This window comes from Streptomyces sp. NPDC097617 (assembly GCF_044761485.1).
GTDB lineage: Bacteria > Actinomycetota > Actinomycetes > Streptomycetales > Streptomycetaceae > Streptomyces.
The window spans coordinates 39,145-50,422 of the sequence record NZ_JBIWCL010000039.1 but is presented as its reverse complement, the minus strand read 5'-3'; the positions used below and the strand labels follow the sequence as shown (position 1 = coordinate 50,422).

The 11,278-nt window shown below is 70.8% G+C and carries 11 protein-coding genes; 9 read left to right on the top strand and 2 right to left on the bottom strand.

What is annotated here, in order from left to right; genetic code table 11:
• Window positions 1-150 precede the first annotated feature (150 nt).
• A complete protein-coding gene (locus ACIQZO_RS37970) occupies window positions 151-594 on the bottom strand; it encodes an ATP-binding protein (RefSeq protein ID WP_403635629.1) in 444 nt (147 codons plus the stop codon).
• 200 nt (window positions 595-794) lie between these two features.
• Between ACIQZO_RS37970 and ACIQZO_RS37965 the strand changes: the two genes are divergently transcribed.
• From ACIQZO_RS37965 to ACIQZO_RS37925, 9 genes are all read left to right on the top strand, one after another.
• Entirely contained in the window at window positions 795-1,634 is an 840-nt protein-coding gene (locus tag ACIQZO_RS37965) for a hypothetical protein (RefSeq protein ID WP_403635628.1), read from the top strand.
• A gap of 109 nt (window positions 1,635-1,743) precedes the next feature.
• The gene (locus ACIQZO_RS37960; RefSeq protein ID WP_403635626.1) at window positions 1,744-2,466 is read left to right on the top strand and encodes a YcnI family protein; all 723 of its coding nucleotides are present in this window, start codon (window positions 1,744-1,746) and stop codon (window positions 2,464-2,466) included.
• Between the two features lie 66 nt (window positions 2,467-2,532).
• Window positions 2,533-3,186 carry an SCO family protein gene (locus tag ACIQZO_RS37955; protein ID WP_403635624.1) on the top strand — a complete coding sequence of 218 codons (654 nt, stop codon included), beginning with the start codon at window positions 2,533-2,535 and terminating at the stop codon, window positions 3,184-3,186.
• Window positions 3,183-3,662 (top strand): copper chaperone PCu(A)C, encoded by a 480-nt coding sequence (locus tag ACIQZO_RS37950; protein WP_403635622.1) that lies wholly within the window; start codon window positions 3,183-3,185, stop codon window positions 3,660-3,662. The genes ACIQZO_RS37955 and ACIQZO_RS37950 overlap by 4 nt, the downstream gene beginning before the upstream one ends.
• A gap of 22 nt (window positions 3,663-3,684) precedes the next feature.
• Entirely contained in the window at window positions 3,685-5,736 is a 2,052-nt protein-coding gene (locus ACIQZO_RS37945; protein WP_403635620.1) for a copper resistance CopC/CopD family protein, read from the top strand.
• Window positions 5,661-7,019 (top strand): iron uptake transporter deferrochelatase/peroxidase subunit, encoded by a 1,359-nt coding sequence (gene efeB / locus ACIQZO_RS37940; RefSeq protein ID WP_403635618.1) that lies wholly within the window; start codon window positions 5,661-5,663, stop codon window positions 7,017-7,019. The genes ACIQZO_RS37945 and efeB overlap by 76 nt, the downstream gene beginning before the upstream one ends.
• Before the next feature lie 42 nt (window positions 7,020-7,061).
• A complete protein-coding gene (pheA, locus tag ACIQZO_RS37935; protein WP_403635616.1) occupies window positions 7,062-7,997 on the top strand; it encodes a prephenate dehydratase in 936 nt (311 codons plus the stop codon).
• A 526-nt stretch (window positions 7,998-8,523) separates the two neighbouring features.
• On the top strand, window positions 8,524-9,801 hold the full coding sequence (gene serS / locus ACIQZO_RS37930; RefSeq protein ID WP_403635614.1) for a serine--tRNA ligase: 1,278 nt from the start codon (window positions 8,524-8,526) through the stop codon (window positions 9,799-9,801).
• Window positions 9,798-10,610: an HAD family hydrolase gene (locus tag ACIQZO_RS37925; protein ID WP_403635613.1), complete on the top strand. Its 813-nt coding sequence runs from the start codon at window positions 9,798-9,800 to the stop codon at window positions 10,608-10,610. Before serS ends, ACIQZO_RS37925 begins: the two co-directional genes overlap by 4 nt.
• A 137-nt stretch (window positions 10,611-10,747) precedes the next feature.
• Here ACIQZO_RS37925 and ACIQZO_RS37920 read toward each other — a convergent pair whose 3' ends face one another.
• Window positions 10,748-11,167: a hypothetical protein gene (locus ACIQZO_RS37920; protein WP_403635612.1), complete on the bottom strand. Its 420-nt coding sequence runs from the start codon at window positions 11,165-11,167 to the stop codon at window positions 10,748-10,750.
• Window positions 11,168-11,278 lie beyond the last annotated feature (111 nt).

The following is an 11,278-nucleotide window of genomic DNA, read 5'->3' as shown; positions in this document are numbered from 1 at the left end:
TCACCCAAGACGGCAACCACAACCTCTCCGCCGCACTCCCCCGCACCTCCAGCGACATCGAGGCCTGGATGGCCGACCTGAAGGGCTGACGCCCGAGCGTCTCGTACCGGTGGGCGGGATCCCTTACGGGGTTCCCGCCCACCGGCGTTTCTACGAGACCTTCAGGAGCGCGCCGTCGCGCCACTTCAGCATCTTGTCGAAGCTCACCACCGCGCCCCGGCCCGGCCGGTTGCGGAAGCGGACGTGGTCGGCGAGCTCGGCGATCAGGTGCAGACCCCGGCCGTGTTCGGCCAGGGAGGGTCTACGGCGGGCCACCGTCGTGGGCGGGAACCCCGGACCGGAGTCGGTCACCTCGATGCGGCAGCGGTCCCCGTCCAGATAGGCCGTGACGTGGTACGCCTCGGCATCGTTCGGGATTTCGCCGCCCCCGCCGTGCTCCACCGCGTTCGCACACGCCTCACTCAGCGCCACCGAGAGATCGAAGGAGATGTCCGGATCCACCCCCGCGGTCTCCATAGTCCCCAGCAGCAGTCGCCGGGCGAGCGGCACGCTCGCGGCTTCGCGCCTCAAGTGGAGAGACCACCAGATGCTCATACGGTTACGTATTGCCGCCCGCGAGGGGGCGTAAGCGCCCTGCGACCGTCCGAGACCTCAATACGCCCGATCGGCCGATGTGACTCTCCCGGGGAGCGGTGTACGCGGCGGACCCGGATGGTCCTCGCAGAGAGGACTCATGCGGACCTTCCGGACCTGCCGTATGAGGGGCGCAGGGGCAGTGCGATGATGACCCGGCCATGTCTGACCCCCACGCGACGCACGCCGGAGCGGGCCTCCGGCTGATCCGGGCCGCGGTGTTCACCGCGGTCTGTGTCGTGCTGTCCGCGACCGGGCACGCCCTGGCGTCCTGCGCCACCGTGCCCTGGTGGTCCCTCAGCCTCGGCTTCCTCGCCGTCTTCGCGGTCGCGGCCCCGCTCGCGGGCCGCCGGCGGACTCTGCCCGGCATCGCCGCCGGGCTCACCGCCGGACAGCTCAGCCTGCACGCGCTGTTCGGCCTCGGCCAGCACAGCGCCGCGGCCGCGCAGGCACCGGCCGGCACCGCCGACGTCACGCTCGCTGAACTCGCCGCCAAGCTGGTCTGCGGGGGCAACTCCGTACCGCTCAGCCCGGCCGACGCCCGGCAGATCCTGGAGGCCGCGGGCCTGGACCCGGCCGCCCTCGCCGAGCAGGCGGGACAGAGCGGGCAGGTCGCGCAGATCGTGGCGCAGGGCCACGGGGCGCACGCGCATGTGGCTCAGGTCTTCACCACCGCGCCCGCGACCGGGCTGTTCAGCCCGGCCATGCTGGCCGGTCACCTGCTGGCCGCACTCGCCGCGGGCTGGCTGCTCGGCCGGGGCGACGCCGCGCTCTTCCGACTCGTCGAACTGTCCCGGCGCTCGGCCGAAGCGGCCCCGATCCGGCCGCTGCGCGCCGCGCTGGCCTTCGTACGCGCCCTCGGCGCCGGGCTCCCGGGGGCGTCCGCCCGTACCCCGCAGGCGCGGACCGGGTCCGACCCCGTTGTCCCGACCGGCCGGGAAGCACTCCAGCACACGGTGATCCGGCGCGGCCCGCCCGAGGCGCTCGCCCTCGCAGCCTGACGCGGCACCCTCCTTCCCGGACACAGAGCGGGAGTACCGGTGCCGCGAACTCCGCGCGCGCCCGTGCGCGGAGCCTCCGCCACCACTGCTTCCGTGGAGTGTTCCTGCCATGAAGACCTCTCGCGTCTCCATCGCCGCCGCCATCGCCGCCGGTTCCGTCCTCGTCCTCTCGGGCACCGCCTTCGCGCACGTCGGCGTGCAGCCCGTCGGCGAGGCCCCCAAGGGCGGCTACGCGACGATCAACTTCAAGGTCCCCAACGAGCGGGACAACGCGTCGACCACGCAGCTGGAGGTCAACTTCCCGATCGACCAGCCGCTCACCTCCGTCATGCCGCAGGACGTTCCCGGCTGGACCGTGACGGTCGAGAAGAGCAAGCTCGACAAGCCGCTGACGGTCCACGGCAAGCAGATCAACGAGGCCGTCACCAAGGTGACCTGGACCGGCGGCAAGATCGAGCCCGGGAAGTTCCAGCAGTTCCCGCTCTCCGTGGGCAAGCTGCCGGAGAGCGCCGACCAGCTGGTCTTCAAGTCCATCCAGACCTACGACAACGGCGAGGTCGTCCGCTGGATCGAGGAGGCCAAGGAGGGCGCCGCGGAGCCGCAGAGCCCCGCGCCCGTCCTGAAGCTGACCGCCCCCAAGGGCGACGACCACCACGACGGCGCCAAGGCCGACGAGGCGAAGAACGCCGACAAGGACGCCGCGCACGGCCACGACAAGGCCGCCTCCGAGAACGGCTCCGACACCACCGCACGCGTTCTCGGCATCGCCGGCATCGTCGTCGGACTCGGCGGTGTCGCCTTCGGCATCGCCTCGCGCCGCCGCTCCGCCTGACTGCCGCGCCCCAGGGGCGCGTCACTCCGATATCCGTAGCACCCCCGATCCCAGGGACATTTCTCCATGCGCACCACACGTGTGACGGTCGCCGCTCTGCTCGCGGCGGCCGCACTCACCCTCACCGCCTGCGGCGGTGAAACCGCTAAGCCCAGCGGGGTCACCCAGATCGCGGGCGGCCAGAGCAACACCAAGGCCGCGACCGTGCTGGACCGCCCCTTCGGCAAGCCCGAGCTCGTCCTCACGGACACCACCGGCAACCCCTGGAACCTGCGCGAGCAGACCAAGGGGAAGCCGACGCTCATCTACTTCGGCTACACCAACTGCCCCGACGTGTGCCCGCTGACGATGAGCAACATCGCCGTGGCCAAGAAGGCACTCCCCAAGGCCGACCAGGACAACCTGCGGGTCGTCTTCGTCACCACGGACCCCGAGCGGGACACTCCCGAATCCCTCGGCGCGTGGCTCAAGGGGCAGGACCCGTCCTTCATCGGACTCACCGGGGACTTCGCGACCATCCAGGCCGCCGCACGCACGCTCGGCATCGGTATCGAGGCCGCCAAGACGGTGGCCAACGGCGACGTGGTCTCCATGCACGGCGCCCAGGTCATCGCGTTCTCGCCCAAGACGGACGAGGGCTACGTCCTCTACGGCGAGGGCACCACCGTCGATGACTACACCAAGGACCTGCCGAAGCTCGTCAAGGGAGAGAACCCGTGAACGCCCGCACCACCCGCACCCTCGCCGTCGCTCTCTCCCTGACGGCAGCCCTCGCCATATCCGGCTGCTCCGGCGACTCCGAGCCGAAGATGACCGTCAGCGGCGCCTTCATGCCCCAGCCCGTGAACGACAAGATGGCCGGCGGGTTCCTGGTCATCAAGAACGGCTCCGGGGCCGCCGACAAGCTCACCGGCGCCACGTCCCCGCTCTCCGACGATCTCCAGATCCACGAGACGAAGGACCAGAAGATGCAGCAGGTCCAGTCGATGGACGTGCCGGCGAACGGGGAGCTCCGGCTGGAGCGCGGCGGGAACCACATCATGTTCATGGGGCTCAAGAACACTCCCAAGGTCGGGGACAAGGTCACCGTCGAGCTCCGCTTCGAGAAGGCCGGCACGGTCAAGGTCGAGCTGGACGTGAAGGACCGGACGTACACCGCGCAGGCTCCGACCTCTACGGCCGTCAACGGCCACTGACGGACCGAGGAACTGACACGCCATGACGGCCACCGCCCCCGCCCCCTCCACGGCCCGCGCCCGTGCCACGGCACTCCTGCCACGGCTCGCGCTGGTCCTCGCGGCTCTGCTGGCAACCCTGTTCACCGCGGCCTCCCCGGCCACGGCGCACGCCGCACTCACCGCGAGCGACCCCAAGGACGGGGCGGTGGTCGCCACGGCCCCCGCCCAGGTCACGCTCTCCTTCTCGGAGCAGGTCGCGATGGGTGACGACTCCATCCGCGTCCTGGACCCCCAGGGCAAGCGCGTGGACACCGGCGAGCTGCGCGACATGTGCAGCGGGAACACCGTCCGGTACGGCACCGCGCTGCACGCCGGACTGCCGGACGGCACCTACACCGTCGCCTGGCAGGCCGTCTCGGCCGACAGTCATCCCATCTCGGGCGCCTTCACCTTCTCCATCGGGGCGCCCTCGGCCACCGACGTCACCCTGCCCGCCGCACAGGCGGGCGGCGGACCCGTCGGGATCGCCTACGGGATCGCCCGCTACCTCTCCTACGTCGGTTTCACCGTGCTCGTGGGCGGGGCCGCCTTCATCCTGCTGTGCTGGCGCCGGGGCGCCGCCGAGCGGCCGCTGCAGAAGCTGGTCGTGCGCGCCTGGGTCACCCTGACCGCCGCCACCCTCGCGATGCTGGTGCTCCGGACCCCGTACACGGGGTCCGGCAACTTCTCCGACGTGTTCGACCTCAATGGGCTCAGGGCCGTCCTGGAGACCAAGACGGGAGCCTCGCTGGTCTCCCGGCTGCTCCTGCTGGGTGCGGCCGCACTCTTCGTCGCCGTCCTCTTCGGCGTGTACGCGCGCCGCGTGGCGAGCGCCGGGCCCGACGGGGCCGCCCAGGCCCAGGGGACCGACGAGGCCGGCGACACCGAGGCGTCCGACGGAACCGAAGAGGCCGGGAGGCCGGACGACACCAGCGACCTCACCTTCGGGCTGGCCATGGGCGGCGCCGTCGTGGCCGGCGGCATCGCCGCCACGTGGGCCCTGTCCGAGCATGCCTCCACCGGTATCCAGCCCGGGATAGCCATGCCCGCCGACATCCTGCACCTGATGGCCGTCGCCACCTGGCTCGGCGGTCTCGTCGCGCTGCTCGTCGCCCTCCACAAGGTTCCGGGAATCGAGCGCGCGGCCGTCCGGCGCTTCTCCACGGTCGCCTTCGTCAGCGTCCTGATACTCGCCGTCACCGGTATCTACCAGTCCTGGCGCCAGCTCGGCAGCTGGTCGGCCCTCACCGGTACCGAATACGGGCAGCTGCTGCTCCTGAAAGTCGCCCTGGTGGCCGTACTCCTCGCCATCGCCTACGTCTCCCGCAAGTGGACGGCGCGGCTCGCCGATGCTCCCGCGGCAGCCGCCGGGCAGGACTTGGAGGATGTTTCACGTGAAACAGCCCTGGGGGGCGGCTCCGGCGATTCCGACGCCGCCGATGTTTCACGTGAAACAGAGGCCGTGACCGTCCCTGCGGACCCACAGCGTGCCGCCCAGCTCGCCCGGCAGCGGGCTGCCCGGCAGAACGCCCGGGTGAAGCAGGTGCGGGACGCCGATCCGGACCGCGCCGGCCTGCGCCGCTCCGTCCTCGCCGAGGCGGCCATCGCCGTGATCCTGCTCGCCGTCACCACAGTGCTCACCAGCACCGAACCCGGACGGGCCGTGGAGCAGGAGGCGAGCCGCGGCTCCAGCGCCACCGCAGTCCCCGACCGCGCCGTCAAGATCACCCTGCCTTTCGACACCGGCGGCCCGAACGGCAAGGGGTCCGTCCGGCTCGAACTCGACCCGGGACGGGTCGGCGCCAACACCCTGCACCTCTGGTCCGACGCCCCGGACGGCACACCCCTCGGCCTTCCCGAGATCAAGGTCGCCTTCACGCTCCCTGCCAAGGACATCGGCCCCCTGCCGCTCGTCCCCGAGCAGGCGGCACCCGGGCACTGGACCGCCTCCGGTGTGCAGCTGCCGCTCGCGGGTGAATGGCGTATCGATGTGACCGTGCGTACCTCCGAGATCGACCAGACCACCGTCCAGAAGACCGTGAAGATCGGCTGACCAGCGTGACCGAGACCAACCCCGACATCGAGATCTCCCGGCGCAGGCTGCTGGGTACCGTCGGCGCCGCAGGCGCCGTCGGGATCGCCCTCGGAGGCACCGGCGGCGCCCTCGCACACTCTGCGCTCGCCGGCCCCGGGAGCGGCTCCGGCTCGGGCGCGGCCGGGAGCCTGAGCTCCCTCGGGGCCACACAGGTCGCCTTCCACGGGGACCATCAGGCCGGCATCACCACCCCGCTGCAGGCCAAGGGGCACCTTGTCGCCTTCGACCTCGCCGCCGGAGCGGGCCGTACGGAGGCCGCCGCCCTGCTGCGGCGCTGGTCCGAAACCGCTCGGCGGCTGATGGCGGGCGAGCCGGCCTCGACCTCCGACAGCGGGATCGCCCTCGACGCCGGTCCGTCCTCCCTCACCGTCACCTTCGGCTTCGGCCACTCCTTCTTCGAGCGCACCGGCCTGGCCGCCCGTCGCCCCACCGCCCTCGACCCGCTGCCGGGCTTCTCCTCGGACCGGCTCGACGAGCGGCGCAGCAACGGCGACCTGTGGGTCCAGATCGGCGCCAACGACGGGCTCGTCGCCTTTCATGCGCTGCGCGCCCTGCAGAAGGACGCCGGGGAGGCGGCCCGTGTCCGCTGGCAGATGAACGGCTTCAACCGGTCTCCCGGCGCCACTGGTAGCCCCATGACCGCCCGCAACCTCATGGGCCAGGTCGACGGCACCGGCAATCCGAAGCCCTCGGAGCCCGACTTCGACAAGCGGATCTTCGTCCCCGATGCGGGACCCGGACCCGCCGAGCACGCCTGGATGGCCGGGGGCTCGTACGCCGTGGTCCGGCGCATCCGCATGCTCCTCGACGACTGGGACAAGCAGTCTCCTGACCAGCAGGAGCGGGTCATCGGCCGTACCAAGGCCACCGGCGCCCCCCTGACGGGCGGCGGCGAGACCACCGAGATGGCGCTCGAGAAGATCGGGGCGGATGGGAAGACCGTCATCCCCTCCGACGCCCACGCCAGGATCTCGGCCCCGGAACAGAACGGCGGGGCTGCCATGCTGCGGCGCCCCTTCTCCTTCCATGACGGGATCGGCGCCGACGGCGCTCCCGACGCCGGGCTCCTTTTCGTCTGCTGGCAGGCCGACCCGCTGCGCGGATTCGTACCCGTGCAGCGCAAGCTCGACCGCGGCGACGCGCTGTCGGCGTTCATCCGGCACGAGTCCAGCGGCCTGTACGCCGTTCCGCCCGGCCCCCGCAGCGACGAGTACGTGGGGCAGCGGCTGCTCGAGGGATGAACAGCAACCCGGTGGGCGGCACCCCGGCACTAGGCTGATCGCATGTCAGCCACCCGCTTCACGTATCTCGGTCCCGAGGGCACTTTCACCGAGGCCGCCCTGCGCACCCTGCCGGAAGCCGCGACCCGGGAGCTCGTCCCGATGGTGTCGGTCCCGGCCGCCCTGGACGCCGTACGCAACGGCGAGGCGGCCGCTGCCCTGGTCCCGATCGAGAACTCGGTGGAGGGCGGGGTCACCGCCACCCTCGACGAGCTGGCCTCGGGCGAACCACTGATGATCTACCGGGAGGTGCTGCTGCCCATCGCCTTCGCGCTGCTCGTACGGCCCGGGACCGCCCTCTCGGAGGTCAAGACCGTCACGGGGCACCCGGTCGCCCAGCCGCAGGTGCGCAACTGGCTGAAGGCGAACCTGCCCGACGCCGTGTGGGAGTCGGCCGCCTCGAACGCCGACGGCGCCCGGCTGGTCCAGGAGGGCCGCTTCGATGCCGCCTTCGCGGGCGAGTTCGCCGCCACCACCTACGGGCTCGTTCCGCTGGTGACCGAGATCCACGACGCGGAGAACGCCGAGACGCGCTTCGTGCTGGTGGGTCGCCCCGCGCGGCCGGCCGCGCCGACCGGCGCGGACAAGACCTCGGTCGTGCTCTGGCTCGGCGACGACCACCCCGGTGCGCTGCTGGAACTCCTCCAGGAATTCGCGGTCCGCGGGGTGAACCTGATGCTGATCCAGTCCCGTCCGACCGGACAGGGCATCGGCAACTACTGCTTCGCCGTCGACGCCGAGGGCCACATTTCCGACCGGCGGGTCAGCGAGGCGCTCATGGGCCTCAAGCGGACCTGTCCCCAGGTCCGCTTCCTCGGGTCCTACCCCCGCGCCGGTGTCGCTCAGAGTGATGTCCGCGCCCCTCGGGCCGGAACCTCCGACAGTGACTTCACGGCCGCCTCCGACTGGCTGGCGCGTTGCCTCGACGGGCGGGCGTAGGGCCTCGCCCTTTGTCCACAGAGTTATCCACAGGCCGAGATGGGGACCTGGGGACAAGTCGACAGAACAGCCTGACAAGGTCGACAAATCGGCCGGGTGGCTCAGGTTTCGCTCTGGGGAGCGGGAGGTGAACGGTGTCACCCCCGCATCGCCGATCAACTCTTTGGGGCGAGCCATTCCCACCCGAATGAGTGTGTGAGGGTGGTTTGAGCACCGATCCGTCCAGGCCGCCCACCGATCAGGAATGATCTATTCCTGTGTCCACAGATGCAGCACACAGCCTGTGGATAAGATCCGCCCCGCGGCAATTCCTGTGGACAAGAACCCGCTCCACCCCTGCTCAGCGCCCGCTCGAGCGTCGACATTCTGCCCCTTTTCGGGGAATGGGACCGCTTTTATTGACGCTCCGAGAAGGACCACTTCAGGTCAGTCGACAAGACTTATCCATTCGTTGCAATTAGGACATAGCGACACGCAGCGTGATATCGGTGTGATCCCTGGAACCCCAGCCCGGTAGCCTGGAGGGGTGATTGACCTCCGGCTGCTCCGTGAAGACCCTGACCGTGTCCGCGCCTCGCAGCGCGCCCGTGGAGAGGACGTCGAACTCGTCGACGCACTCCTCTCCGCCGACGAGCGCCGCAGGTCCTCCGGCATGCGCTTCGACGACCTCCGCAATGAGCAGAAGTCGCTCGGCAAGCTCATCCCCAAGGCCTCCCCGGAGGAGCGGGCCGAGCTGCTGAAGAAGGCCGAGCAGCTCAAGCAGGACGTCAAGGCGGCCGAGGCCGAGCAGAACGAGGCCGACGAAGCCGCCAAGCGGTTTCTCCTCCAGCTCGGCAACATCGTCCACGAGGACGTCCCGGTCGGTGGCGAGGAGGACTTCACCGTCCTGGAGACGCACGGCGCCATCCGCGACTTCGCCGCCGAGGGCTTCGAGCCCAAGGACCACCTGGAGCTCGGCGAGCTGCTGGGCGCCATCGACGTCGAGCGCGGCGCCAAGGTCTCCGGTTCGCGCTTCTACTACCTGACGGGCGTCGGCGCCCTGCTGGAGCTGGCGCTGGTCAACGCGGCCATCGCGCAGGCCACCGAGGCCGGCTTCATCCCGATGCTGACCCCCGCGCTGGTCCGCCCGCGCGCCATGGAGGGCACCGGCTTCCTCGGCCAGGCCGCCGAGAACGTCTACCACCTGGAGAAGGACGACTACTACCTGGTCGGCACCTCCGAGGTCCCGCTCGCCGCGTACCACATGGACGAGATCATCGACGGCGACAAGCTGCCGCTGCGGTACGCCGGCTTCTCCCCGTGCTTCCGCCGTGAAGCCGGTACCTACGGCAAGGACACCCGCGGCATCTTCCGCGTCCACCAGTTCGACAAGGTCGAGATGTTCTCGTACGTCGCGCCGGAGGAGGCCGAGGCCGAGCACCAGCGGCTCCTGGAATGGGAGAAGCAGTGGCTGACCAGCCTTGAGCTGCCGTTCCAGGTGATCGACGTGGCCACCGGAGACCTGGGCGCCTCCGCCTCCCGCAAGTTCGACTGCGAGGCGTGGATCCCCACCCAGGGCAAGTACCGCGAGCTGACCTCGGCCTCGAACTGCAACAGCTTCCAGGCCCGCCGTCTGTCGATCCGCTACCGCGACGGCAAGAAGACGCAGCCGCTTTCCACGCTGAACGGCACGCTGTGCGCCGTACCGCGCACGATCGTCGCGATCCTCGAGAACCACCAGCAGGCCGACGGTTCGGTGCGTGTGCCCCAGGCGCTCCGTCCCTACCTCGGCGGCCGCGAGGTCCTGGAGCCGATCGCCAAGTGAGCCCGGCCCCGTTCCCGTACAAACTCGTCGCGACCGATCTCGACGGCACGCTGCTGCGTGGCGACGACACCGTCTCGGAACGCACCCGTGAAGCGCTCGTCGCGGCCACCGCGGCGGGCGCGGCGCACATCATCGTCACCGGCCGCGCCGTGCCCTGGACCCGGCACGTACTGGACGACCTCGGCTACAAGGGGATCGCCGTCTGCGGGCAGGGCGCCCAGGTCTACGACGCGGGTGCCCACCGGCTCCTGACCTCGGTGACGCTGGACCGGCAGCTGGCCGGTCTCGCGCTGTCGAAGCTGGAGGCCGAGATCGGTCCGCTGGCCCTGGCGGCCAGCCGGGACGGGGTGGACGGAGAGGTCCTGTTCGGACCCGGGTACCAGGTGCAGGAAGGCCTTCCGGCCATATACCTGGACGACACCAAGGCGCTCTGGACGGCTCCGCTGAACAAGCTCTACATCCAGCACCCCGAGCTGGACGACGACGCGCTCGTCAAGGTGGCCCGGGCGACCGTGGGCAGCCTGGTCGACATCGTCATGGCGGGTCCCGGCATCGTCGAGATCCTGCCGCTGGGCCTCACCAAGGCCACGGGCCTGTCCCTGGCCGCCCGCCGGCTGGGGGCCAAGGCGGCAGAGACGATCGCCTTCGGTGACATGCCCAACGACGTCCCGATGTTCGGCTGGGCCGCGCACGGGGTGGCGATGGCCAATGCCCATGCGGAGCTCAAGGCCGTGGCCGACGAGGTGACGACCTCCAACGAGGAGGACGGCATCGCGGTGGTGCTGGAGCGCCTGCTGGGCGCCGCGTAGCGCGCACGACGGGGGAGAGGTCCGAGGCAGCCCGCGCCGGACGGCGCGCTCGAAGTGGCTGCCCCGGACCTTTTGTTGCTCCCCGCACCACTCACTCTGCACCCGGCGCAGGTCGCTTACCAGCGAATTTCCGTGCATCAGCCGTGGATCCGGCGGCGGCGCCAGTAGGCGACGGTCACCACTGCGAGGAGCGGGCCCCAGAGCACCAGAGGGGCGTAGCAGAGGGGCCACCAGCCGGCCCCGGTGGGCGCTCCCGGCGCCGCCATGCTCGTGCTCCAGTGGAAGGCGGCCAAGACGGTGACCAGGGTGACCGCGACGGCTCCGAGAGCAGCCGGTACGACCGTCGCGAGGGGCCGGATCCGGCGACCGCGCAGCCAGGGGATCCAGCTCGGCACGACCTCGCCCCAGCGCTGTACGAGACCGAGGCTGAGGAGGCCCAGGCCTTCGGCGAAGAGGCTGAGCGCCACCAGGTAGAAGGACCACTTGCCGGGGAAGAGTTCGGCTTCCAGTCCACTGCCGACTCCCCAGCCGACGGGTATGCCGACTGCGATGGCCACCCTCCACAGGCCGCTGGGGGCGAGGGTGAGGGCGGCCGCGTGGGCGGCCCAGCGGATCGGCCGAGGCGGGGGCAGCGGCGGGGGCTGTGAGCGTGTCCATGGTCCAAGTCC